The sequence below is a fragment of the Stenotrophomonas sp. genome (genome assembly GCF_032061965.1).
GTDB lineage: Bacteria > Pseudomonadota > Gammaproteobacteria > Xanthomonadales > Xanthomonadaceae > Stenotrophomonas.
The window spans coordinates 1-23,558 of sequence record NZ_DAMBEF010000038.1 but is presented as its reverse complement, the minus strand read 5'-3'; the positions used below and the strand labels follow the sequence as shown (position 1 = coordinate 23,558).

22 protein-coding genes are annotated in these 23,558 nt (G+C 65.2%); 11 read left to right on the top strand and 11 right to left on the bottom strand.

Annotation, left to right across the window (positions count from 1 at the left end; translation table 11 throughout):
• Positions 1–381 precede the first annotated feature (381 nt).
• The 5 genes from RT460_RS15995 (at position 382) to RT460_RS15975 (ending at position 4,542) form a co-directional block, all read left to right on the top strand.
• Positions 382–1,092: an HAD-IA family hydrolase gene (locus RT460_RS15995; protein WP_313320191.1), complete on the top strand. Its 711-nt coding sequence runs from the start codon at positions 382–384 to the stop codon at positions 1,090–1,092.
• Between the two features lie 35 nt (positions 1,093–1,127).
• Positions 1,128–2,498: a leucyl aminopeptidase family protein gene (locus RT460_RS15990; protein WP_313320189.1), complete on the top strand. Its 1,371-nt coding sequence runs from the start codon at positions 1,128–1,130 to the stop codon at positions 2,496–2,498.
• A gap of 14 nt (positions 2,499–2,512) precedes the next feature.
• Positions 2,513–2,800: a hypothetical protein gene (locus RT460_RS15985; protein WP_313320187.1), complete on the top strand. Its 288-nt coding sequence runs from the start codon at positions 2,513–2,515 to the stop codon at positions 2,798–2,800.
• A 96-nt stretch (positions 2,801–2,896) separates the two neighbouring features.
• A complete protein-coding gene (locus RT460_RS15980) occupies positions 2,897–4,006 on the top strand; it encodes a catalase family peroxidase (protein WP_313320185.1) in 1,110 nt (369 codons plus the stop codon).
• A complete protein-coding gene (locus RT460_RS15975; protein ID WP_313320183.1) occupies positions 4,003–4,542 on the top strand; it encodes a cytochrome b/b6 domain-containing protein in 540 nt (179 codons plus the stop codon). Before RT460_RS15980 ends, RT460_RS15975 begins: the two co-directional genes overlap by 4 nt.
• Before the next feature lie 7 nt (positions 4,543–4,549).
• Here RT460_RS15975 and RT460_RS15970 read toward each other — a convergent pair whose 3' ends face one another.
• The 5 genes from RT460_RS15970 to RT460_RS15950 all read right to left on the bottom strand — a co-directional run bounded on the left by RT460_RS15970 (position 4,550) and on the right by RT460_RS15950 (position 9,038).
• A complete protein-coding gene (locus RT460_RS15970) occupies positions 4,550–5,320 on the bottom strand; it encodes a ThuA domain-containing protein (RefSeq protein WP_313320182.1) in 771 nt (256 codons plus the stop codon).
• A gap of 183 nt (positions 5,321–5,503) precedes the next feature.
• Positions 5,504–6,106 carry a response regulator transcription factor gene (locus tag RT460_RS15965; RefSeq protein WP_313320180.1) on the bottom strand — a complete coding sequence of 201 codons (603 nt, stop codon included), beginning with the start codon at positions 6,104–6,106 and terminating at the stop codon, positions 5,504–5,506.
• Positions 6,103–7,290 (bottom strand): sensor histidine kinase, encoded by a 1,188-nt coding sequence (locus RT460_RS15960; RefSeq protein ID WP_313320177.1) that lies wholly within the window; start codon positions 7,288–7,290, stop codon positions 6,103–6,105. Before RT460_RS15960 ends, RT460_RS15965 begins: the two co-directional genes overlap by 4 nt.
• Positions 7,291–7,326: 36 nt before the next feature.
• Entirely contained in the window at positions 7,327–8,118 is a 792-nt protein-coding gene (locus RT460_RS15955; protein WP_313320175.1) for an ABC transporter permease, read from the bottom strand.
• Positions 8,118–9,038, bottom strand: coding sequence for an ABC transporter ATP-binding protein (locus tag RT460_RS15950; protein WP_313320173.1), 921 nt, complete (start codon positions 9,036–9,038; stop codon positions 8,118–8,120). Before RT460_RS15950 ends, RT460_RS15955 begins: the two co-directional genes overlap by 1 nt.
• 210 nt (positions 9,039–9,248) lie before the next feature.
• On the opposite strand from RT460_RS15950, the gene RT460_RS15945 reads away from it, so the two are divergent.
• From RT460_RS15945 to RT460_RS15925, 5 genes are all read left to right on the top strand, one after another.
• Positions 9,249–10,496 carry an efflux RND transporter periplasmic adaptor subunit gene (locus RT460_RS15945; protein WP_313320172.1) on the top strand — a complete coding sequence of 416 codons (1,248 nt, stop codon included), beginning with the start codon at positions 9,249–9,251 and terminating at the stop codon, positions 10,494–10,496.
• A 349-nt stretch (positions 10,497–10,845) separates the two neighbouring features.
• Positions 10,846–11,532 (top strand): ABC transporter ATP-binding protein, encoded by a 687-nt coding sequence (locus tag RT460_RS15940; RefSeq protein WP_313320170.1) that lies wholly within the window; start codon positions 10,846–10,848, stop codon positions 11,530–11,532.
• An 11-nt stretch (positions 11,533–11,543) separates the two neighbouring features.
• Positions 11,544–12,704: an ABC transporter permease gene (locus tag RT460_RS15935; RefSeq protein WP_313320167.1), complete on the top strand. Its 1,161-nt coding sequence runs from the start codon at positions 11,544–11,546 to the stop codon at positions 12,702–12,704.
• Positions 12,705–12,714: 10 nt separating this feature from the next.
• Positions 12,715–14,022 carry an ABC transporter permease gene (locus RT460_RS15930; protein WP_313320165.1) on the top strand — a complete coding sequence of 436 codons (1,308 nt, stop codon included), beginning with the start codon at positions 12,715–12,717 and terminating at the stop codon, positions 14,020–14,022.
• Positions 14,023–14,133: 111 nt separating this feature from the next.
• A complete protein-coding gene (locus tag RT460_RS15925) occupies positions 14,134–15,204 on the top strand; it encodes an alpha/beta fold hydrolase (protein ID WP_313320163.1) in 1,071 nt (356 codons plus the stop codon).
• A 111-nt stretch (positions 15,205–15,315) separates the two neighbouring features.
• On the opposite strand, the gene rarD is transcribed toward RT460_RS15925, so the two are convergent.
• Entirely contained in the window at positions 15,316–16,230 is a 915-nt protein-coding gene (gene rarD / locus RT460_RS15920; protein ID WP_313320161.1) for an EamA family transporter RarD, read from the bottom strand.
• Positions 16,227–17,126, bottom strand: a complete 900-nt coding sequence (gene yedA / locus RT460_RS15915) for a drug/metabolite exporter YedA (protein WP_313320160.1) — start codon at positions 17,124–17,126, stop codon at positions 16,227–16,229. Before yedA ends, rarD begins: the two co-directional genes overlap by 4 nt.
• A 207-nt stretch (positions 17,127–17,333) precedes the next feature.
• On the opposite strand from yedA, the gene RT460_RS15910 reads away from it, so the two are divergent.
• Positions 17,334–18,662, top strand: a complete 1,329-nt coding sequence (locus RT460_RS15910; protein ID WP_313320159.1) for an MFS transporter — start codon at positions 17,334–17,336, stop codon at positions 18,660–18,662.
• 460 nt (positions 18,663–19,122) lie between these two features.
• Here the strand turns inward: RT460_RS15910 and RT460_RS15905 are convergent, their stop codons facing one another.
• From RT460_RS15905 to RT460_RS15890, 4 genes are all read right to left on the bottom strand, one after another.
• Positions 19,123–20,775, bottom strand: a complete 1,653-nt coding sequence (locus RT460_RS15905; protein WP_313320211.1) for a M28 family metallopeptidase — start codon at positions 20,773–20,775, stop codon at positions 19,123–19,125.
• 252 nt (positions 20,776–21,027) lie between these two features.
• Positions 21,028–21,960, bottom strand: coding sequence for an MBL fold metallo-hydrolase (locus RT460_RS15900; RefSeq protein WP_313320157.1), 933 nt, complete (start codon positions 21,958–21,960; stop codon positions 21,028–21,030).
• A gap of 85 nt (positions 21,961–22,045) precedes the next feature.
• Positions 22,046–22,339 (bottom strand): hypothetical protein, encoded by a 294-nt coding sequence (locus RT460_RS15895; RefSeq protein ID WP_313320155.1) that lies wholly within the window; start codon positions 22,337–22,339, stop codon positions 22,046–22,048.
• Positions 22,340–22,362: 23 nt separating this feature from the next.
• The coding region (locus tag RT460_RS15890; RefSeq protein WP_313320153.1) for a tryptophan--tRNA ligase at positions 22,363–23,558 on the bottom strand (1,196 nt) is incomplete at its 5' end.

The window sequence follows — 23,558 nt, the reverse complement described above, 5'->3', positions numbered from 1 at the left end:
TACGGGACTCTCCATGCTCGATGATCGAGCTTGGCTGCAGCTCGCCGGCTGTTGTAGCCCGGGCAAGCGACGCGCACCCGGAGCTGTTTGCGGACAATTCGACACATCAGCAGATGCCCACCTCCCGGGTGCGCTGCGCTTACCCGGGCTACGGGACTCTCCATGCTCGATGATCGAGCTTGGCTGCAGCTCGCCGGCTGTTGTCGCCCGGGTAAGCGACGCGCACCCGGGGCTGTTTGCGGACAATTCGACACATCAGCAGATGCCACCTCCCGGGTGCGCTGCGCTTACCCGGGCTACGGGACTACGCCGTGGCCACAAGATCATCCAGCCAACGGGCACCGACAGGCCACGCTCATGGGCTTGGCGTAAAATGGCGCAATGAATTTCCCCGTTCTCGCCATCACCCTCGACCTGGACGACACCCTGTGGCCGTTCGCGCCCATCGGTGCGCGCATCGACCAGGTACTGCACGACTGGATGCTGGAGCACAGCCCCGCCACCGCCAGCATGTACCCGGTGGCGGCCATGCGCGAACTGCGCGAGCGCTCGTTCCGCGACAATCCGCACCTGCATTACGACCTCAGCGCGCTGCGCCGGCTCACCCTGGCCGAAGCGCTGGAAAACAGCGGTGCGAGCATGGACCTGCTGGACCCGGCCTATGAGGCGTTCTACGCCGCACGCAACCAGGTCGAGTTCTATCCCGATGCGCTGGCCGCACTGCGCCGCATCGCCGCGCGCGTGCCGGTGGCAGCTGTGAGCAATGGCAATGCCGACCTGCAGCGCATCGGTATCGGCGACCTGTTCGCCTTCCAGCTCGGTTCACGCGAGCACGGCGCAGCCAAGCCCGACCCCAGCATTTTCCATGCCGCCTGCGAGCGCCTTGGCGTTGAACATGCGCAGGTACTGCATGTCGGCGACCATGCCGAAATGGACGTGGCCGGCGCGATGCGCGCAGGCCTGCGCGGTTGCTGGATCAACCGCGAAGAACACACCTGGACCCACTCCGAGCTGCAGCCTGACCTGCAGTTCGACACCCTGACCGGACTGGCCGACTGGCTGGATGCAGGCGCATCCACGCAGCAGCGCTAAGCCCTCGGCCGCCATCAGACGCACCAGAGAACACCATGACCCCGATCAACGCTTACACCACTGATTCCTCCAACGCCCTGCCGCTGTACGTGCTTGATCGCGACGGCTTCAACGCCTGGAAGGCGCAGCAACCTGCAGCCGTGCAGGCCTGGGCCAGCGCACAGCAGTTCAACGCCGCGCCGGGCAGCGTGCTGCTGTTGCCCGGCGACAACGGCATTGCCGGCGCCCTGCTGGGCGTGGGTGACCGCGCCGACGCCTATGCCTATGCGCATGCACCGTTCGCGCTGCCAGCTGGCACCACCTGGCAGCTGGCCAACGAACTTGATGCCAGCAGCACGGCCAACCTGCAGATCGGCTGGGGCCTGGGCAGCTACCGTTTTGATCGCTACCGCAAACTGACGCGGCAGCCCGCGCAGCTGCTGGCCACGCCCGCCGCCGAGGTACTGGACGTGGTGACCGCCTGCCTGCGCGTGCGCGACTGGGTCAATACGCCGACCGAAGACATGGGCCCGCAGCAGCTGGAGGAGGCCGCACGCGAACTGGCCCAGGCCCACGGTGCCGAGCTGGAAGTAATCGCCGGCGATGAACTGCTGGAAATGAACTTCCCCACCATCCACGCCGTTGGCCGCGCCTCGCACCGTGCGCCGCGCCTGATCGTGCTGCGCTGGGGCACCGCCGGTGCGCCGCACCTGGCACTGGTCGGCAAGGGCGTGTGCTTCGACACCGGTGGCCTGGACCTGAAGGCCGCCGATGGCATGCGCAACATGAAGAAGGACATGGGCGGCGCCGCGCATGCCTTGGCATTGGCCGGGCTGGTGATGGCGCAGCAGTTGCCGGTGCAGCTGACCCTGGTGGTGCCGGCGGTGGAGAACGCCGTCGGTCCGGATGCCTTCCGTCCCGGCGAAGTGATCACCACCCGCAAGGGCATCACCGTCGAGATCGACAACACCGATGCCGAAGGCCGCCTGATCCTCTGCGACGCGCTGACCTATGCCAGCGAGCAGAACCCGCACACCATCCTCGATTTCGCCACCCTCACCGGTGCCGCACGCATCGCGCTGGGCCCGGACCTGCCGGCGCTGTTCGCCAACGACGACACCCTGGCCCAGCAGTGGCTGCAGGCCGGCGATGCCACCCGCGACCCGGTCTGGCGCATGCCGTTGTGGCGTCCGTATCTGCGCTACCTCAACAGTGGTATCGCCGACCTGGCCAACGCCGGCTCGCGCATGGCCGGTTCGGTAACCGCGGCGCTGTACCTGGAACGCTTCATCAACGAAGGCCAGGTCTGGGCGCATCTGGACGTCTACGCGTGGAACGACGGCGAACGCCCGGGCCGCCCGGCCGGCGGCGAAGCGCTGGCGCTGCGTTCGGCCTGGGCCATGCTGAAGACGCGCTACGGCGCCTGAGTACAGGCACGCACATGGGCCCGAGAACGCGTACATCGCTGGCTTTCCTGTTTGCGGTGGTGGTCTGCGCCTATCACTGGATGAAGGTGGGCGGTGGATTTTTTGATTCGCTGTGGTGGCCGCTTGGCGGCCTGGCGGTCGTGGTGGTCGCACTGGCCGTCAACGCCAGCGGGATGCGCGCCGCCGGCGTACTGATCGGATTCGGACACGGCCGCAGGTTGCCCATCGCCGGGCTCAATTTTTCCTTCGTCTGCACCTTGCTGTTCGTGACGGTGACAATCGCCAGGGGCCTGCAGCAATAGAGCCTTGCCAGTCTGCGTACGTGGGCTGGCGATACGCGGCCGGTTCTGCCACCTTGTGGCTGCACCACGCTCCCGTCCGCAACGACAGGTACCGCAATGCCCCTGTTCAAATTCACCCGCCATGGCGGGCTTCGCAATGGCAATCGCCCGCATTCGCCGCTGCCCTGGATCGCGCTGATCGCACTGATACTTGGCGGTGTGGCGCTGGCCTTCGCCTGGTTGGCTGGCTGGATTGGCAGGGACCGGCTTACCTCGCAGAACTTCACCGATGCGATCGAAGCGACCGGCCCCGCACATCCGGGGTTCCGGCGTGCGCACAGCAAGGGTGTCTGCGTCAGCGGTTGGTTTGAACCCAGCGCGCAGGCTGCGCAGCTGTCCCATGCGCGGGCGTTCACGCAGCCGTGGGTGCCGGTGTTGGGGCGGCTGTCGATCGGCGGTGGCAACCCGCATGGCGCCGACAACAGCGCCCGCGTGCGCAGCATCGCCCTGCAGCTGACCACGGATGACGGTCAGCAATGGCGCATGGCCATGAACAGCTTCCCGTTCCTTGCGGTACCTACGCCGGAAGCGTTCTACGAACAGACCCGCGCACAGATCCCCGACCCGGCTACCGGCAAGCCGGACCCGGCCAAGCTGGCTGCAATCCAGGACAAATACCCCAGCGCCCGCGCTTTCTCGCAATGGGCCAAGAACGCTCCGTGGACCGACAGCTGGGCCAGTACCGAGTTCAACAGCGTCAACGCGTTCTGGTTTGCCAATGCCCAGGGCCAACGCCGTGCCGTGCGCTGGCGCTGGCAGCCGCAGGCCGAGCCGCGCGTGTTGGATGCGGCTGCGCGCGAGCAGGCCGGCGTGGATTTCCTGAGCAAGGACCTGCAGCAACGCCTGGCCAATGGCCCTGTGCGTTGGAACCTGGTGGTCACGCTGGCCGGCAGCCAGGATGCGATCAACGACCCGTCGGTGCCATGGCCGGCCGAGCGTGAGCAGGTGCTTGCAGGCGTGCTCAACCTCGACGCGATGCAGCCGCAGGACCAGGGCAGCTGCAATGACCTCAACTTCGATCCGCTGATCCTGCCCGACGGTGTGGCAGGCAGCGACGATCCAATCCTGGCCGCGCGCTCGGCGGTGTATTCGCAGTCCTTCAATCGCCGCGAGCGTGAACGCGCCACCGATGATGCCGCGCGCGACAACCAGCAGGTGCAGCCATGAGCCGCGACACTGGCCACTTCAACCTGTTGGCGCGCGTACTGCACTGGGGCATGGCGCTGCTGATCCTGGCGATGCTGTTCGTCGGCGTGACCATGGTGGCTTCGGTGCATCTGCGGCCGGGCCTGATCAACCTGCACCGGCCGCTGGGCATGCTGATCCTGTTGCTGGCGCTGCTGCGCCTGTACAACCGCCTGCGCCATCGGCCGCCGCCGCTGCCTGCCGATCTGCCGGCCTGGCAGGCCTGGGCTGCCACCGCATCGCATTGGCTGCTGTATGGGCTGATGCTGGCGATGCCGTTGATTGGCTGGGCCATGCTCTCGGCCGGTGGCTACCCCATCGTGCTATGGGGCGGTGTGCACCTGCCGCCCATCGTGCCGCATACGCCATCGCTGTATGCCTTGCTGCGCAATGCGCACAGCTTGCTGGCCTATCTGCTGTTCGCCACCGTGCTGCTGCATGTGGGCGCGGCGCTGTTCCATGCCTGGGTGCGCCGCGACGGCGTGTTCCAGGCAATGGCGCGCGGGCCGCGCCGCTGATCACCGCTCAGGGCGCGGGCGGCTTGCCCTCGCCCTTGCCGGTGGCCGCCCAGTAAATGCCGCCGTAGAGGTGCTCAAGGTAGCGGGGATCGTTGTAAGCCTCGGCCTGATGGCCGAGCGCGGTGGCGAAGACGCGACCGCCTTCGAATCGGTGGTACCACGCCACCGGATGCTCCTTGCCCATGCCCTTGGCTACCTGCCCCGGCCAGATCAGGGTGGGGTCGTAGCTGCGCTCATCCACCGTCATCAAGGTAACCAGATCGTCACTGTAGAGCGGGTCGTACTCGTACCACTCGTCACTCCATACCCAACGCTGCGGCAAGCCTGCGGTGGCCGGGAAGTCAGGGTTGACCACGTCCACCATCGCCGTCTGCAGATAGGGATGGGTGCGAAATGAGCGACCGATCATGCGGTCGTACCAGTTCCAATCACCACGCCGTATCGCGAACGCCTTGTGCACGGCAACCACGCCACCGCCGTTGCGCACGTACTGCTGGAATTTCTCGCGCTGCGCCGGCGAGAGTTCCGTGGCAGGCGTATTGAGCAGCACGATGGCGGCGTACTGCGACAGATCCTGATCGAAGGCGCTGGCGTTCCACGCCCAGGTCAGATCGAAGTAGTGCTGGCGTGCCATCGCCTCGAACTGTGGTTTGGCGACGGGGATGTAGTCATGGTGGTATTGGTTGGGGATAGCCGCAACCAGCACCTTGAACTGCTGCGCGCAGACATTGCCGCAGGCAAACAGCAAGGCGATCAACATCCACGATCTGTTCCGCATCGGCCACTTCCTTCCAGGGTTGCCCCGAGCATACGGCGCTGCGCTACCGGCAAGGCCGTGCCTGCGGAAATTTCATAGCTCCTGCAAATACCGGCATACCCGCCCGACCGGCAAGTGCGGCGCAAGCCGCAACTGCCGCCGTAGCGACGAGCAGATGGAGGAACAGAACGCAGCCAACCGCAGCTACAACCATCCCTTCTGCCGCGCCACCCGATAGGCTTCGATGCGATTGGCCACGCCAAGCTTGCCGATGCATTCGGACAGGTAATTGCGCACGGTGCCATGCGACAGACCGAGCTGCTCGGCGATCTCGTTTGCCGAGCGACCATCGCCGGCCAGACGCAGCACCTGGCGTTCACGGTCGTTGAGCGGGTCGGCCTCGGACCAGGCCTCCACCGCCAGTTGCGGATCGATGGCACGGCCACCGCGATGTACCTGGCGCAGCGCCTCGGCCAGCTTTTCCGCCGGGGCATCCTTCAGCAGGTAGCCTTGCACGCCCGCGTCCAGTGCCCGCCGCAGAAAGCCGCTGCGGGCAAAGGTGGTCACGATCACCACCTTGATCGGCAGGCCCTGCCGTTGCACGCGCTGTGCCAGCTCCAATCCGGTCAATCCAGGCATTTCGATATCGGTGACCAGCACATCCGGCTTCAAGCGTTGCAGCTCGCGCCAGGCTGCCTCGCCATCGGCAGCGGTGCCCACCACCTCAAGGTCCGCTTCCAGGCCGAGCAGCGCGGACAGCGCACCGCGCACCATCGCCTGATCCTCGGCCAACAGGATGCGGATCATGCGCCAACCCCATGCAGCACCGGTGGCGGCGCAGCCTCGGAGACGCCGGCTGGCGCCGGCGCGCTGACCGGCACTCGGATCTTCAGCCGCGTGCCCTGTCCTTTGGGCGAATCGATCTGCAGTTCGCCGCCAAGTGCCAACACCCGTTCGCGCATGCCGGCCAGGCCATTGCCATTGGCAGCGACGCCACCACGGCCGTCGTCCACCACTTCCATCACCACCGCGTCCGCACTGCTGTCGATCACGATCAAGGCCTCGTTGGCCTGCGCGTGGCGCGCGATATTGGTAGCGGCTTCGCGCAGCACCATCGACAAGCCAGCCTCGATCCATGCCGGCATCGGCGGCGGAGGTGCATAGCGCAGGTTGACGCGCGAGGACTCCAGCAACAAGTGAGCCGACGCCAGCTCAGCCGCCAGGTCAGCGGCACGGAAACCGGTCACCGCGCTGCGTACCTGCGCCAGCGCGTCGCGAGCAATCTGCTCGGCCTCGGCCAGTTCGCGCTGCGCGCGGGTCGGGTCACGCTCGAACAACTTGCGCGACAGCTCCATCTTCAAGGTGATCAGGGACAGCGTGTGCCCCAACAGGTCATGCAGGTCGCGACCAATGCGCTCGCGCTCGGCGGTGGCTGCCAGACGCCGGACTTCTTCATGCGAGAGCCGCAGGGCCGCGTCCTTCTCGCTGCTGGAACGCTCCACGTTGACGATCAGGCCGATGATCACCGTCAGCGCCGGGATCCAGGCAATCACCTGCCATGGATAGCCAATCCACGTGGCCAACGATACGAAACCGATGTTCAACAACGCGACTTCCAGCAGATAGCGCCGCATGCTGATGCAACGGTTGGTGCGCAGCATCACGCAACCAAACACGAAGTAGTTCATGCCCGAGGGATAACTGCGCAGCAACGCCATCGACAGCACGATCATCGCCAGCGCGAAGATTGGCGCGGAGCGGCGCGAGGTCACCAGCGTAAGCAGATAGAACACGATGAACAGCGGAAACGACCACAAGGTGATGAACAGCCATTGCAGGCTGTAGCCATCGCCAAACATCGGCGTGATGAATACCCACACCGTCCACAGCAGGTGCACGGCGTCGATCCACGGCCATTTGCCGAGCTTGATGTTGTCGGCCACCACCGAATCCGGCGCCGGCTTCAACCATTCAGGGCGTTGCAGTGCCATCGGCCAGGGTCCTGTTCCAATACGGCAATGATGCCATCAGCCATGCCGACGCAGGCGCCAGGCTGCCAAGGCGGTGACCACCAGGGTGAACACCACCAGCCAGGTGACATGCGGCCAGGCAGCGCCTGCCGGAAAATCGAGCGCTGTTTGTGCCAACGCGTTCAGGTGATAGCTGGGCCACGCCACCGCCATGTCACGCAGTACGGGCGGGAGCACCTTCAGCGGGAACCACAGGCCCGACAGCACCGCCATTGGCAGGTAAATCAGGTTGATCACCGCAGGGGCGCCATTGCCCTTGACCAGCGTGCCGAGCAGCAGGCCCAGGGCACAGAACGGCAGCGTCCCGAACGTGGCCACCGCCATCAGCCGCAACGACTGCCAGGCAGACAGATGCACCCCGGCGACACCCACCGCCAGCAGCTGCAGCACGCTCACGATGGCCAGCGCCATCATCATCGCCATCACCATCTTGCCAAGCAGGTAGGCAAGCGGTGGCATGGGCAGCGCGCGCTTGAGGGTGAGCAGGCCGTTGTCGCGTTCAAGTGCCAGTGACATGCCAAACCCGAACAGGCCCGGTGCCATCACCCCGAAAGTCACATAGCTGCCCAGCAGGAAGCGCGCGGCATCAGCGGGCTGGCCCTTGCCCAGCATCACCGCGAACATCAGATAAAACGCGGCCGGAAACAACAGCGTCGGCAACAGGAAGCCCGGGCTGCGCAGGTAGCGCAGGCACTCGGCGCGGATCTCATGCAGGTAAGCGCCCGCCAGACTCCGTGTCGACATCGTCGAAGGCACGGTTGCAGCGGACTGGAGCGTGTATCGGTTCATCAGGCGGCCTCTTGCTGTGGATGTTCCGCTGCGTCATTGGTCAACTCGGTGAAGGCTTCGCCCAGGCCCGCAGGTTGAACCTCCAGGCCCGACAAGGCGGGGTCGGCAGCCAGCAGCCGCCGCACCACGCTTTCCACATGATTGCTGCGCAGTTGCAGAAAGGCGTTGTCGCGCGTGGCCTGCAGAACGCCAGGCCATTGCCCGACCTCGGCCACATCCAACGAGGTGACGCAGCGGACGCTGCGCTGGACCACGCGTGCGCGCAGCGCATCCACGCTGCCATCGCTGACGATGCGTCCACGCAGCAACACGCACACACGATCGGCCAGGCGCTCGGCCTCTTCCAGGTAGTGTGTGGTCAACACCACCGCAGCACCGTCATCCACCAGCGCGCGTACGGTTGCCCAGAGCTGTTGCCGCGCGGGCAGATCGAGGCCAACCGTGGGCTCGTCGAGGAACAGCAGTCGCGGCTTTCCGCAGATGGCCAACGCAAACTGCACGCGGCGCTGCTGGCCACCGGAAAGCCTGCCGTAGCGACGCGGCAACAGGTCCTCCACTGCGGCCAGCGCTGCGGTCTCGGACAGACTGCGGGGCGCGGGGTAATAGCTGGCGGTCAGGCGAATCAACTCGCCCACGCTGAGCGTATCCGGCAGCTCGGCCGACTGCAGCATCACCCCGATGCCCCGCCGTGCTGCCAGATGTTGCGGGTCCAGGCCGAACAGGCTTGCCTGCCCGGCATCGGCCCGCAGCAAGCCAAGCAACAGGCCGATCGCGGTGGACTTGCCCGCGCCGTTCGGCCCCAGCAAGGCCAGCACCTGGCCGGCGTGCAGATCCAGATCCACGCGATCCAGCGCCAGCACTGCGCCATAGCGCTTGGTCACGCCGCGCAGGTTGGCCAATACCTCTCCGTTTGGATCCATTGCCGCAACCTCATGCCGGGAATGGAGCAAGGCTAGGAAGTCGGGACCGACCGCCCCAGTGCGGCCGATCAGGCAAAGCGCATGACAGCCGTCACCTGCATTCCCCTTGCTGCCCTGCCTATCATCCTCACCGCGACATGCTGACCACGGCTTGCCGCCGATTGAGGTAAGTTGCGGTCACATTTCCTTTCTCACGCCGTCCTGCTCCCCATGAATGCATCTGCTGAACTGCTGAAGGAACTGCGCATCGACCGCTCCGCCCCGCCACCGCGCGGCCCGGCGCCCTCACGTCGCTGGCTATGGATCGTGATCGGGCTGGTAGTGGCCCTGTTGGTGGCGCTTGCCGTCGGTGCGCTGCTCAGCCGCAAGCCCGCGGTGACGGTACAGACCGCACCGGTGGTGGCCATGGGCCAGGCCGGGAGCGACAGCAGCTCGGTGCTCGACGCCAGTGGCTATGTGGTAGCGCGGCGCATGGCCACGGTATCGGCCAAGATCACCGGCAAGGTCCGCGAGGTGATGATCGAGGAAGGCATGCGGGTGGAAGAAGGCCAGGTGATGGCCACCCTGGACCCGATCGATGCCAACGCCCAGCGCAGCCTCAATGCCGCCCAGCTCGACGCCGCGCGCAGCCAGACCGAAGGCCTGCAGGCGCAGCTGCGCCAGGCCGAGGCCGAAGCCGGACGCCTGCAGTCACTGGTGTCCCAGCAACTGGTGTCACGCTCACAGTACGACCAGGCCGTGGCCGCCCGTGACAGCCTGCGGGCACAACTGCTGACCGCGCGTCACAACGCACGGGTTGCACAGGATGCCTTGGCCATCGCCGACCTTGGCGTGGACAACAACGTGGTACGGGCGCCGTTCTCTGGCGTGGTCACGGCCAAGGCCGCACAGCCGGGCGAGATCGTGTCGCCGCTGTCGGCCGGCGGTGGCTTCACCCGGACCGGTATCGGCACCATCGTCGACATGGATTCGCTGGAAGTGGAAGTGGAAGTCGGCGAGGCCTTCATCGGCCGCGTGCAACCGCAGATGCCGGTGGAAACGGTGCTCAACGCCTATCCGGATTGGAAGATCCCGGGCCATGTCATCGCCATCATTCCCACCGCCGACCGCGGCAAGGCAACCGTGAAGGTACGCGTGGCGCTGGATTCAAAGGATCCCCGCATCGTCCCTGAAATGGGCGTGCGGGTGAGCTTCCTGGAGAATGCTACCGCCGGCAGCGAAGCACCCAAGGGCGTGCGCGTGCCGGCGACGACAATCGTGCAGCGCGATGGCACGCCGGTGGCATTCGTGCTGCAGGCCGACGACACGGTGAAGCAGCAGACCCTGCAGCTTGGCCAGAGCCTGGCCAAGGACACGCAGGTGCTGGCGGGATTGAGTGCCGGGCAGACCGTGGTGGTAAGCCCGGCTGCTGAATTGAAGGATGGCGACAAGGTGGCCCTGGAAGGCGCGGAGAAATAGGCGCGTTGCGCGCTGGGTTGTGATCTTCGTCGTGCTTGCACGAACCACCTGAGGCGCTGAAGTGCCCAGGTCGATTTCCGCTGGCGCGGTTGCTGTTTGATTTGGCGCTTCCTTGCGTTGCCCAGAGGCGGGGAAACGTTGGGGGCTGTGTCGCTTACTGCTGGGGCAACGGCAGGAGCAGGAGCTGCCCTCACCCCTACCCCGCTCCCGCAGGCGGGAGAGGGGAAAGCAACTTCAAAAGCAACTGCAACAGCAACTGCAATGCCGCAACTGCAACGCCGCAAGTGCAACTGCAATCCCGCAACGGCACGTTCGCAGTGCCGCATCCCTTCACCGCTGAGGATTACCCATGAGCACCCTCGTTTCCCTGCGCAACATCACCAAGACCTACCAGCGTGGCCCGGAAAAGGTGCAGGTGCTGCATGGCATCGACCTGGATATCGCCAGCGGCGACTTCGTTGCGCTGATGGGCCCTTCCGGTTCCGGCAAGACCACGCTGCTGAACCTCATCGGCGGACTGGACACCCCCAGCGGCGGCGAGATCAACATCGAGAACCAACGCATCGACCAACTCAGTGCCGGCCAACTGTCCACCTGGCGTAGCCATCACGTCGGCTTCGTGTTCCAGTTCTACAACCTGATGCCCATGCTCACCGCGCAGAAGAACGTCGAACTGCCGCTGCTGCTGACCAACCTCAACGCCGGCGAACGCAAGCGTCGCGCACAGATCGCGTTGACCCTGGTCGGGCTCGCGGATCGTCGCGACCACCGCCCCAATGAACTTTCCGGCGGCCAGCAACAGCGCGTGGCCATCGCCCGCGCCATCGTCTCCGACCCCACTTTCCTGATCTGCGACGAACCCACCGGCGACCTGGACCGGCAGAGTGCCGAAGAAGTGCTCGGCCTGCTGCAGCTGCTCAACCGCGAACACGGCAAGACCATCATCATGGTCACCCACGATCCCAAGGCCGCCGAGTACGCCACCCATACCGTGCATCTGGACAAGGGCGAGCTGGTCGACGCCCCGGTGCACTGAGGAGCACGGCCATGAAGTACTTCTCGCTGATATGGGCACAGCTGTTCCGCAGCCGCACCCGCACCCTGTTCACCCTGCTTTCCATCGTCACTGCCTTCCTGCTGTTCGGCATGCTGGATTCGGTACGCGTGGCCTTCAGCAATGGCGGCAGCAGCGTGGCCGGCGCCAACCGGCTGATCGTGGCCTCGCGCCTGTCCATCACCCAGTCGCTGCCGATCCGGCTGGAGCCGCAGATCCGCCAGGTTGAAGGCGTCCGTGACCTGACCTACGGCATGTGGTTCGGCGGCATCTACCAGGACCCTAAGAACTTCTTCCCCAACTTCTCGGTAGCGCCCAACTACTTCGACATCTACAGCGAGCTGGAAGTGGCGCCGGAGCAGATCGAAGCCTTCCGCAGCACCCGCACCGGCGCCATCGTCGGCGAGTCGCTGGCCAAGCAGTTCAACTGGAAGATCGGCGACACCATTCCGCTGCAGGCCACCATCTTCCCGCGCAATGGCAGCAATGACTGGCCGTTGCAGCTGGTGGGCACTTTCCGCTCCAAGGACCGTGCGGTGGCCGGCAACGAAGAACGCCAGTTGATGATGAACTGGAAGTACTTCGATGAATCCAACGACTACATCAAGAACCAGGTCAGTTGGTTCACGGTCACCCTGGACAACCCCGACCACGCATCGCGCGTGGCGCAGGCCATCGATGCGATCTCGGCCAACTCCGACCATGAAACCAAGAGCCAGACCGAGTCGGCGTTCCAACAGGCCTTCATCAAGCAGTTCGCCGACATCGGCATGATCGTCACCTCGATCATGGGCGCGGTGTTCTTCACCCTGCTGCTGCTCACCGGCAACACCATGGCGCAGGCGGTGCGCGAGCGCGTCCCCGAACTGGCCACGCTCAAGACCCTGGGTTTCACCGACGGCACCATGCTCATGCTGGTGATGGTCGAGGCCGTGCTGCTGGTCGGTCTGGGCGGTGTCATCGGCCTGGCGCTGGCGGCCCTGGCCTTGCCACTGATGGCACCGCAGACCATGGGCTTGCTGCCACCGCAGGTGCCTTCGCAGACATGGATCGTGGGTGCGCTGTTGATCGTGGTGATCGGCCTGGTGGTGGGCGTACTGCCAGCCCTGCGGGCCAAGCGCCTGAAGATCGTCGACGCACTGGCCGGGCGCTGAGGAGAACGACATGAAGAACATTCTTTCGAATGCGCTGGTGATCCTGCTGCTGGCGATCGGCCTTGGGGTATGGATCGCCCTGCCCTGGATCGGCGTGATCGCCGTGGTGGTGGCAATCGCCCTGTGGTTGCTGCTGACCCGCAGCGGACGCCTGGCCCTGGCTGCGACCCGCATCGGTCTGGCCAGCCTGCCGCAGCGTTGGGGCGCCTCGTCGGTGATCGTGATCGGTATTGCCGGCGTGGTCGGCGTGCTGGTGGCGATGCTGGCGATGGGCCAGGGCTTCCAGGCAACGCTGGAGAGCACCGGCGACGACAGCACCGCCATCGTGCTGCGTGGCGGCTCGCAGGCAGAAACCAACTCCGTGATCACCCGTGAACAGGTTCCCCTGCTGGAAACCCTGCCCGGTGTGATGCGTGGCGACAACGGCCGGCCGCTGGTATCGGCCGAAGTCTCGCAGGTGGTCAACATGGTGTCGCGCAGCGACGGCACCGACGTCAACGCGCAGTTCCGTGGCGTTGGTGAGCAGGCCTGGGCGGTGCACGACAAAGTACGGATGGTGGAAGGCCGCAAGTTTGGCGCAGGCCTGCGCGAAATCGTGGCCGGGCGTGGCGCCCAGAAGCAGTTCCAGGGGCTGGAGGTCGGCAAGACCCTGCGCCTGGGCAACCAGGACTGGACCGTGGTTGGCATCTTCGAGTCGGGCGATGCCCATGACTCGGAGCTGTGGACCGACGCCCAGACCCTGGCCACCACCTATGACCGCGGGGCCTGGCAATCGATCAGCGTGCGCACCGACGGCAAGGCGGGCTATGACACGTTCAAGGCAGCGGTGGCAGCCGATCCCCGCCTGAAGCTGGATGTGGAGACCACCGCCGAGTACTACCGCAAGCAAGGTGGCGGGCTGAACAAACTGCTCAAGGTACTGGGCACGGTGATTGGCGCGATCATGGCGGTGGGCGCGGTGTTTGGTGCGCTCAACACCATGTATGCGGCGGTGGCCACGCGTGCGCGGGAAATCGCCACGCTGCGCGCGATCGGCTTCCGCGGTGTGCCGGTGGTGACGGCAGTGATGCTGGAAACCATGCTGCTGGCATTGCTGGGAGGCCTGGTGGGCGGCGCCATCGCCTGGCTGGCCTTCAACAACTTCACCGTGTCCACGCTGGGCAGCAACTTCAGCGCGGTGGTGTTCCAGTTCAAGGTCTCGCCCCCCCTGCTGTGGAGCGGACTGAAATGGGCGCTGGGTATTGGCCTGGTCGGCGGGCTGTTCCCGGCACTGCGGGCGGCACGGCTGCCGATCACCACCGCCCTGCGCGAGACCTGACAGCGCGCGCAACCCAAACGTATGGCAACGGTCACACCGTTGTCATGCGTACGCGGTAGCAGCGGGCAGGGCCGGCCGCTACGGTGGCCGACCCTGTTCCTGGTATCCGCCATGCTCCGTTCGCTGGCGCTGGCCGGCGTCTGCGTGATGCTGGCTGGCTTTGCCCTTTCACCGCCCGTTCCTTCGCTGTCGCTGAGCGAACGCCTGGCCGCCCCCGGCGGCACATCGCCGATGGTTCCCACCGAGCGTATCAATGCCCTGCTCTCACACCTGCCGCACCGGCAAGGCACGGTGGCCGGCAGCGACGGTGTGGCCCTGCATTGGGTCGGCTTCGACCCGGGCAACTACCAACTCGACTATCGCTATCTGGGCAAGGGCACGCGCTTCCCCGAGTTCTCATTGCACGCCTCCGCGCCGATACAGGAGGCAGCGCCGCGTGGCACGGTGATCCTGCTGCATGGCTGGATGATGGATGGCGGCTCGTTGCTGCCCTGGTCGCTGGAACTGGCCCAACAGGGCTATCGCACCATCGCCCTGGACCTGCGCAACCATGGCCGTTCCGGCCATGCGCTGTCCGGCTACGGCACCCGCGAGGGCGACGATGTGGTGGCGGCGGTGAACGCGTTGCGCCAACAGGGCGTGGTGAGCGGACCGGTGCACCTGCTGGGGGTGTCCTATGGCGCTGCCACGGCGATTTTTGCCGCGCGCGAACTGGACGACCAGGTCAGCAGCGTGGTGGCGATGGAATCCTTCGACAATGCCGGCCAGGCGATCCGCACGATGGTGCCGCACATGCTCGCCAAGCCACCGGAGCGCTGGAGCGACTATGTCGCCCTGCCGATCGCACGCTGGCAGTACGGCGGGCGTGGACTGGACGAGGCCATCGCCACCACCGATCGCAAGCTGGGGCTGAACCTGGACCGGGTGGATGTGGGCCAGGCCCTGGCCCAGGTGCCCAGCTGCGTGTTGCTGGTGCACGGCCGCGATGACGAGCACATCCCGGTGTCACAGGGCCGTGCGCTGGCGGCGGCCGCACCGAATGCGCGCTATCTGGAAGTCGCCAACGAAGATCACCTCAGCCTGCCGATGCGGCTGGACCGGCTCTCACCGGTGGTCAATGACTGGTTCGCCGAAACCGCTGATGGCAAAGGCTGCCCCCGCGCACCGCTGGCAATGCAGTAGGAACAGCGTAAGCCGCGAAGCCCGCAACACCACCGGCCGCCGTCGCGGCTGCACAAGCGTGGCAGACAGGAACAGGCCACCAGCCGTACCCTTGCCGCGCATGGCTCGGCATTACGCGGTTGCGGCTTTCTGCTGCTTTGCCCGGGTTGCAGAACGCACGCCGGCTATCGCGAACACCACCAGCCCTGCCCAGATGAAGCAGAAACCAACCAACTGGTTGGCGTTGAAGGGCTCGCGCAAGATCAGCACCCCGGCCAGGAACTGCAGTGTCGGCCCGATGTACTGCAACAGCCCCACCACCGACAACGGCACCCGCCGCACGCCGTAGGCAAAGGCAATCAGCGGCACCGCGCTGACCACGCCGGCCAGTACCAGCAACACGTCATTGCCCCAGCCCCAGCCGGAGATGAAACCGCCACCGTGGCCGCTCTCGGCCCAGATCACGTAGACCAGGGCAGGCGCAACCATGAACACGCTTTCCACGCCCAGTCCGATCACCGCTTCCACCGCCACCAGCTTGCGCAGCAGGCCGTACAGGCCAAAGGTGATTGAAAGACCAATCGCAATCCACGGCGGGCGCCCGCTCTGCCAGGTCAGCCAGGCCACGCCCAACGCCGCCAGCGCCACGGCCAACCATTGCAGCTTGCCCAGCCGCTCGCCCAGCACCACCACACCCAGCAGCACGCTCAGCAACGGATTGATGAAATAGCCAAGGCTGGTCTCCACCACGTGCCCGGCGTTGACCGCCCAGATATACAGGCTCCAGTTCAAGCCGATCAGCAGGCTGGACAGACCCAGCAACCAGAACCGCCGCGGCGTCGCCCATACGTCCTTGAGCCAGCCCCAGCCACGCACGATGGCCAGCCCACCGATAAGCAGCACGGCGCTCCAGACGATGCGGTGGGCGATGATCAGGAACGACGGCACCTCCTTGAGCAGGTGCCAGTACAGCGGGAACAGGCCCCAGATGACGAAGGCCAGGGTCGTGGCCCACAGGCCATTGCGGGTTTCATTGGTGCTGTTCATGCGCGGCGCAGCCTGGCAAGGGTGATGACCACGACGCCGGCAAGGATCACCGCCATCGCGCCAAGATCGGAAACACTGAAGCGCTCCTGCGCGATCCAGACACCCAACGCCACCGCGATCACCGGATTGACGTAGGCATAGCTGCTGGCCAGCACCGGGCGCACGTTGTGCAACAGCCAGACATAGGCGGTGAACGCGATGATCGAACCGAACACGGTCAGGTAGCCCACCGACAACACGCCCTGCAGGTTGGGCAGGCCATGCAGGCGCTCACCGCGCAGCAGGCCGACCGCTACCAGGATCACGCCCCCGCACAGCATCTGCCCGGCGGCAGTCATGAACGGCGATGGCAGGTCACGCCCGCGCGACCAGATGGAACCGGCCGCCCAGCCCAACGGCGCGATCAACAGCAGCACAAGACCCAGCGGCGTCGCAGTCAGGCTGCTGCCGGCATTGAGCCACAGCACGCCGGCAAAGCCAATGGCGATACCCAGCCATTCGCCACGGGTGACCTTTTCGCCACGGAACGCGGAGAACAGCGCCATCCACAACGGCACCGACGCCACCGCGACAGCCGCCAGCCCGGACGACACATCGCGTTCGGCCAGCACCACCATGCCGTTGCCGAAGAACAGCAGGCACAACCCCATCACCGCCAACGTCGGCCATTGCGCACGCGTGGGCGCGGCCACGCCGCGCCACCGCAGCAGCCCGTACAGCACGCCACCGGCGATGACGAAACGCGTGCCGGAGATCACCGAAAGCGGTGGCAGGCCACTCTCCAGTGCCAGATGAATGCCCAGATAGGTCGAGCCCCAGACCACGTAGACCAGGAATAATGCCAATACGACAAGGCCGCTCCGCGGAGCAGCCGACGTGGTTTCAGGTGAAGACATGGGGTGATACCACCATCAGGGGAAAGTGGATTCTAGGCCACCGGGCTACGCCTTATCAGTACGGAAAACGGCATGCTGTTTTCGCCTGGGCCCCCTACCAAGTCATTACATCCCCTGACGTCGGCTTGCGGTACGGTGGACGGCACCCGTCCGCTGCCGGTTGGCCGCGGGCCCGCGCACCGGCTTCCCCGCGAGGACACAGCACAGATGAGCACAACCACTGCCGCCCCGGCCACTTCCGATCACGCGCTGCGGCGCTCGATCTCCAATACGCTCAAGGGCTCGGCCGGCAACCTGGTCGAGTGGTATGACGTCTATGTCTACTCGGTGTTCGCGGTCTATTTCGAATCACAGTTCTTCTCGGCCGCCGACAAGAACTCCACCATCTACGTGTGGGCGATCTTCGCTGCCACCTTCCTGATGCGGCCGATCGGTGCCTGGTACTTCGGTCGCTTCGCTGATCGCTATGGGCGACGGCTGGCGCTGACGGTGTCGGTGTCGGTGATGGCGGCCTGCTCGTTCCTGATCGCCATTACCCCGACCGCATCACAGATTGGTGGTGCAGCGGCATTGATCCTGCTGTTCGCCCGGTTGGCACAGGGTTTTGCCACCGGTGGCGAATACGGCACCAGCGCCACCTACATGTCCGAAGCCGCCATTCCCGGTCGCCGCGGTTTTCTGTCGTCCTTCCACTACGTCACCCTGGTCGGTGGCCACGTGCTGGCGCAGCTGACGCTGCTGATCATGATCAGCTTCTGGGACAAGCCCGAAATCTCCGCCTGGGGCTGGCGCGTTGCCTTCGCCATTGGTGGCGTGGCGGCGATCGTCGTGTTCTGGCTGCGCCGGAGCATGGATGAGTCACTCAACGAAGACCAGATCGAGGCCGCGAAGGAAGGCCGGGCCAAGGCATCGGGCTCGATGTACGAACTGTTCGTACACCAGTGGCGGCCGCTGCTGCTGTGCTTCCTGATCACCGCTGGTGGCACCGTGGCGTTCTACACCTACTCGGTGAACGGGCCGAAGATGATCCAGAGCGCGTTTGCCGGTGACGATGTGATGACCGGCACCTTGATCAACCTGGGCGTGCTGGCCTTCCTGATGGTGCTGCAGCCGCTGGGCGGCTGGATCTCGGACATCATTGGCCGCAAGAGCCTGCTGGTGTTCTTCGGGGTGGGCGGTGTGCTGTACAGCTGGTACATGATCACCGCGCTGCCGCAGCAGCATGATGCGGTGAAGGCCTTCCTGATCCTGGCGGTGGGCTTTGTCATCCTGACCGGTTACACCTCGATCAATGCCGTGGTGAAGGCCGAGCTATTCCCCACCCATGTGCGCGCGTTGGGCGTGGGCTTTGGTTATGCGATGGCCAATTCACTGTTCGGGGGCACCGCACCGTTGCTGTACCAAGCGGCACTGAAGACCCATCACGTTGATACGTTTGCGATCTATGTCACTGCGGTGATCGCGGTATCGCTGGTGGTCTACATCTTCTTCCTGAAGAACAAGGGACCGAACTGGTTGGATGGTACGCGGCAGTAGGTTGGCGGGTTGGCGGGTTTGGGGCGTTGGTCGAGGCTTTGGGCTTCGCTTTGGGCTTTGGGCTTTGGGCTTCGCCCTGATGCCGTCATTCCCGCGCAGGCGGGAATCGCTCCTGTTTTGGCTTTGGTTTTGGCTTTGGTTTTGGCTTTGGCTTTGGCTTTGGCTTTGGCTTTGGCTTTGGCCTTGGCTTCCGCGCCCTCGTCCAGGCATAACCTCCGCCCCAAACAGCAACCTCAAAAGCAAGAGCGATTCCCGCCTACGCGGGAATGACGGCATCAAGCAACGGCTACAGCCTCATCGATTCCCGCCTGCGCGGGAATGACGGCATTGGGGGCGAAAGCAAAGAGCGAGAAGCGAGAAGCGAGAAGCGAGAAACAGAAACAGAAACAGAAACAACTAGCGAACAACGAGCAAACTCACTCTGCCCGTCTCCGCACCACTCAATGCCTCGCAGCACTACTCAACGCCGTGCCGCATCACTCGCTTCACGTGCAGCCTCAAATTCGGCGCCCTTGTCCCACGTCGGCCACTGGCGGCTATTGGCCAGTTCCAGGCCCAGGTCGTAGACCAGCAGGGTATCGGCGGCCAGCCCGCGGCCATCCCACTGCGGGCTCCAGGCATCGCAGGCCTGGTGGTAGCACTTGGCGAAATACGCATCACGCAGCGCACGGCCAGCGGCCACGCCACCGTCCAGCTTGTCCAAGCCCGCACCAACGGTGATCGCCGGCACGCCCTTGCGCGCAAACGCAAAGTGATCGGCACGATAGAAGAAACCCGCCTCCAGGTTCGGATCCGGCGACCAGCGGCGACCACGGGCCTGGGCTACACGCTCGATGTCGCCTTCCAGCGATACCCGGCCATTGCCCCAGGTGGCGATATCGGCGGTCTCACCATCGGGACTGAACATCTCGATATTCAACACTGCCGCCGTGGTCTCCAACGGCGCCAACGGGTGCGCAGCGTAGTAGCTGGCTCCCAACAGCCCCTTTTCTTCGGCCGTCAGTGCGATGAAATACAGCGAACGCTGCGGGCGCGGGCCAGCGGCGAAGACGCGCCCCAGCTCCAGCACCGACGCCACGCCGGTAGCGTTGTCGATGGCGCCATGCCGTACGGTCTGGCCACTTGCGTCCGGCTGGCCGATACCGAAGGCGTCCCAGTGCGCCGAGAAGATCACCGATTCCTGCGGGTGGCTGCTGCCCTCCAGCTTGGCCACCACGTTGCGGGTGACCACCGGCTCACGCTTGAGTTTGAAGCTGGCCGACAGGCGCGCGTCACCCAACGCGAACGGCTTGAAGTCCGCTTGCATGGCCTTGCGCTTCTCGGCCTCGAAATCCAGGCCGGCCGCAGCAAACAACTGTTCGGCCAGGGCGCGCTGCATCCAGCCGCGCAACGGCGTGTGCGCGGCCAGCGCATCTTCCTGGCTGCGTTCGATATCGAACAGCGCCGAGGTGCCGGATGCCTTCACTGTGGCCCACGGATAGGCCGCCGGGGCGGTTTCGTGCACGATCAGCACGCCCTCGGCGCCGCGGCGTGCTGCTTCCTCGAACTTGTAGGTCCAGCGGCCGTAGTACGTCACCGCCTTGCCGTCGAAGGCACCCGCCTTGTCGGCCTCGAAATCGGCGTCGTTGATCAGCACCACGGCAATCTTGCCGTGCAGGTCCGCGCCCTTGTAGTCGTCCCAATGACGCTCGGGCGCGGTGATGCCATAGCCGATAAATACCAGCGGGGCGTCCTTCACCTCCACCGAGGCCTGCGGGCGCAGGCTCTGCAAGGTGACGTCCTGGCCATTGACCAGGGCCTGGGTCTTGCCGGACTGGGTCAGGCTGGCCTTGGCCTCGCCGTCGAGCTGGGCACGCACCAGCGGTACTTCCTGCACCCAGCTGCCGTCCTTGCCACCGGGCTGAAGGCCGGCCTTGGCGAACTCCTGGACCAGGTAGTCGACCGTGCGCTGCTCACCGTTGCTTGCTGGTGCGCGGCCTTCGAACTCATCGGAGGCGAGAATGCGCACGTGCCGTGACAGCGCCTCCGGATCGATGCCACCGCCCGGCAGGTCGTTGGCCGCCGAGGCGATGCCGCCGACAAACAGGCAGGAAGAAAGCAGCAGGATGCGCATCGGGTTCACGGCAACTACCAACGACAGGATGAATGGCAAATTCTAACCGGCATTGCCGTTGTTGGTGCCTAACGATGCTCGGGGGAGGCTTTATCGGGAAGGCCACTGCCGAGCATGGCTCGGCACTACAGGAAAGGCCTTTGCCGAGCATGGCTCGGCACTACAGGAAAGGCCCTTGCCGAGCATGGCTCGGCACTACATTGAAAGGCATTTGCCGAGCGTGGCTCGGCACTACCGGAAACCCGCCACCCCTCAACGCTTCTCGCGGTCCAGCCAGCAGGCCAGGCCCTGGGCGTTGAGTTCGATATCCATCGCCAGTACGCGCAGCACTTCCGCTGCATCCAGCGGACTGCCCTGCAACCTCAGTCGCGCCACGTACAACGCCCCCAGCGCATCCACCAACAGGCGATGGCGCTCCGGCTCGCCATTGCAACGCAGCGCAATGGCAACCATCGCGTCGATCTGCTCATGCAGTTCCTTGGCCAATCGCGCCGCACCTTCCACGCGGCCGTAGTGGGTCAGGTACATGGCCTCGGGCGCTTCGCGCATCAGCCGCTCGATCGAGGCATGCATCGCTTCGGGATCGAACTGCACCGGCGAGGAGGTGGGAATGATGAAAACCCCACCGGCATGGTCCAACTCGCGGTACGACAGGCCGAAGGTGTCGCCGGTGAACCAGCTTTGGCTCGCCGCATCCCATACGCACAGATGGTGCCGCGCATGCCCGGGCGTATCCACGCAGACCAGCGCACGGCCCGCCAGCAGTACCTGGTGCCCGTCCTCCGCCACCACCACGCGCTCGGCAGGCACGGGCACGATCTGGCCGTAGCTGCGGGCGATTTCGGCTTCGCCATACACCGCGGTGGCGCCGGCGATCAGCCGGGCCGGATCAATCATGTGCTGGGCACCGCGCGGGTGTACCACCAGCCTTGCGTTGGGCAGCTGCTGCATCAAGGCACCCGCGCCACCGGCATGATCCAGATGGACGTGGGTGAGGATCAGCCAATCGATGTCGGCGGGCTGCAGGCCCGCCTGCGCCACACAGGCCAGGAGATTGGGCAGGGAATGGGTGGTGCCGCAATCGACGAATGCGCCGCGACCGTCCTGCACGATCAGGTAGGCCGCATCGAAGTGATCGCGCTGGAATGCGGTGTCGACGGTGTGGATGCCATGGGCGACAGACATGCGATGACTCCGGCAAAGACTGGCCTTGATCCTGCCAGCCACGCCTGTGACGCTCAACCCGGACTTTTGTCGCAGGCCTGTCAGCTCAGGGGCGCAGCACGCGTGGACGCAGCAGCAAGGCCAGCACCAGCACCGCCAGGAAGCCCCCGTAGGCATACAGCACTGCCAGGATCTGCTTCCACAGGCCTTCCGGTACCTCGGCCGCACCTATCCGGTAGCCCCACAACATGAAGCCGATGCTGGCAGCCAGGGCCAACAGCAGCGTCGCTGCGTCGAACACGCTGCGCGTGCGGGTGCGTGGCTGGCGCGGGAACCACCAGTACAGTGCCCCCATCACGCAGAACGAGGGGAGGAACAACAACAACGACAACCAGGCCATCGACGCGCTCCTCCCCTACGGGTTCAATCCTTCGCGGCCGCCTCGCGCAGCTCACGCAGCGCAGCCAGGACCGGCTCCACTTCAACCTCGACCTTGAACAGCTCGCTCTGCAGTGCATCGCCCTGCTCGGCTTGCTTGAGCACGGCGATCAGTTGACCGGCGTCGCGCGGCGAATCAAAGCCCTCGCTCTGGATCAGCAGCAGGCCTTCGCCATCAAGCAACTTGAAGTAGAAGCGGCCGTCCTTCTCACGGTACTGCTTGAACAGCGGCAGCGCTGCCTTGGTGGCCGCGGCCGCCTTGGGTTTGTCACCGGCGGCAGACAGGTCACGCAGGCCCACGGCATGGCGCAGCTCTTTCAACAGCGGCACGGCGAACTGCTCGCGCAGCTGCTGGCCGCGCTTGCGCAGGATGGCTTCGATCTTCTCGGGTTCGGCCATCAAGGCGTTGTAGCGCTCACGCAGCGGCGACAGCTCGGCGTCGATACGCTCGAACAATTGCTGCTTGGCATCGCCCCAGCTGATGCCGTCGGCGAAGGCCTTGGCAAATGCCGCGGTCTGCTCCGGGCTGGCAAAGGCCTGGTACATCTGGAACAGCGCCGAGCCTTCGGTGTCCTTGGGCTCGCCGGGCATGCGCGAGTCGGTGAGGATGGAAAACACCAGCTTCTTCAGCTCTTCGCGCGGGGCGAACAGCGGGATGGTGTTGCTGTAGCTCTTGCTCATCTTGCGGCCGTCCAGGCCGGCCAGGGTGGCCACCTGCTCGTCGATCACCACTTCCGGCAGGACGAAGTAATCCTTGCCGTACACGTGGTTGAAGCGCTGGGCAAAATCACGCGCCATCTCGATATGCTGGATCTGGTCGCGCCCGACCGGCACCTTGTTGGCGTTGAAGATCAGGATGTCGGCGGCCATCAACACCGGGTACATGAACAGACCCGCGCTGATGCCGGCGTCGTCATCCAGCTGCTCTTCGCGGTTCTTGTCGATCGCGGCCTTGTAGGCGTGGGCACGGTTGAGGATGCCCTTGCTGGCCACCACGGTGAGGAACCACATCAGCTCGGTGGTTTCCGGGATGTCGCTCTGCCGGTAGAACCACACCTTTTCCGGGTCCAGTCCGCAGGCCAGCCAGCTGGCCGCGATCTCCAGGGTCGAACGCTGGGTGCGCTCGGGCTCCTGCGCCTTGATCAGGCTGTGCAGGTCGGCCAGGAAGAAGAAGCTCTCGA

Coding starts and splice junctions, on each gene's coding strand:
- RT460_RS15995 (WP_313320191.1), top strand. CDS start 382: ATGAATTTCCCCGTTCTCGCCATCACCCTCGACCTGGACGACACCCTG.
- RT460_RS15990 (WP_313320189.1), top strand. CDS start 1,128: ATGACCCCGATCAACGCTTACACCACTGATTCCTCCAACGCCCTGCCG.
- RT460_RS15985 (WP_313320187.1), top strand. CDS start 2,513: ATGGGCCCGAGAACGCGTACATCGCTGGCTTTCCTGTTTGCGGTGGTG.
- RT460_RS15980 (WP_313320185.1), top strand. CDS start 2,897: ATGCCCCTGTTCAAATTCACCCGCCATGGCGGGCTTCGCAATGGCAAT.
- RT460_RS15975 (WP_313320183.1), top strand. CDS start 4,003: ATGAGCCGCGACACTGGCCACTTCAACCTGTTGGCGCGCGTACTGCAC.
- RT460_RS15970 (WP_313320182.1), bottom strand. CDS start 5,320: ATGCGGAACAGATCGTGGATGTTGATCGCCTTGCTGTTTGCCTGCGGC.
- RT460_RS15965 (WP_313320180.1), bottom strand. CDS start 6,106: ATGATCCGCATCCTGTTGGCCGAGGATCAGGCGATGGTGCGCGGTGCG.
- RT460_RS15960 (WP_313320177.1), bottom strand. CDS start 7,290: ATGGCACTGCAACGCCCTGAATGGTTGAAGCCGGCGCCGGATTCGGTG.
- RT460_RS15955 (WP_313320175.1), bottom strand. CDS start 8,118: ATGAACCGATACACGCTCCAGTCCGCTGCAACCGTGCCTTCGACGATG.
- RT460_RS15950 (WP_313320173.1), bottom strand. CDS start 9,038: ATGGATCCAAACGGAGAGGTATTGGCCAACCTGCGCGGCGTGACCAAG.
- RT460_RS15945 (WP_313320172.1), top strand. CDS start 9,249: ATGAATGCATCTGCTGAACTGCTGAAGGAACTGCGCATCGACCGCTCC.
- RT460_RS15940 (WP_313320170.1), top strand. CDS start 10,846: ATGAGCACCCTCGTTTCCCTGCGCAACATCACCAAGACCTACCAGCGT.
- RT460_RS15935 (WP_313320167.1), top strand. CDS start 11,544: ATGAAGTACTTCTCGCTGATATGGGCACAGCTGTTCCGCAGCCGCACC.
- RT460_RS15930 (WP_313320165.1), top strand. CDS start 12,715: ATGAAGAACATTCTTTCGAATGCGCTGGTGATCCTGCTGCTGGCGATC.
- RT460_RS15925 (WP_313320163.1), top strand. CDS start 14,134: ATGCTCCGTTCGCTGGCGCTGGCCGGCGTCTGCGTGATGCTGGCTGGC.
- rarD (WP_313320161.1), bottom strand. CDS start 16,230: ATGAACAGCACCAATGAAACCCGCAATGGCCTGTGGGCCACGACCCTG.
- yedA (WP_313320160.1), bottom strand. CDS start 17,126: ATGTCTTCACCTGAAACCACGTCGGCTGCTCCGCGGAGCGGCCTTGTC.
- RT460_RS15910 (WP_313320159.1), top strand. CDS start 17,334: ATGAGCACAACCACTGCCGCCCCGGCCACTTCCGATCACGCGCTGCGG.
- RT460_RS15905 (WP_313320211.1), bottom strand. CDS start 20,775: ATGCGCATCCTGCTGCTTTCTTCCTGCCTGTTTGTCGGCGGCATCGCC.
- RT460_RS15900 (WP_313320157.1), bottom strand. CDS start 21,960: ATGTCTGTCGCCCATGGCATCCACACCGTCGACACCGCATTCCAGCGC.
- RT460_RS15895 (WP_313320155.1), bottom strand. CDS start 22,339: ATGGCCTGGTTGTCGTTGTTGTTGTTCCTCCCCTCGTTCTGCGTGATG.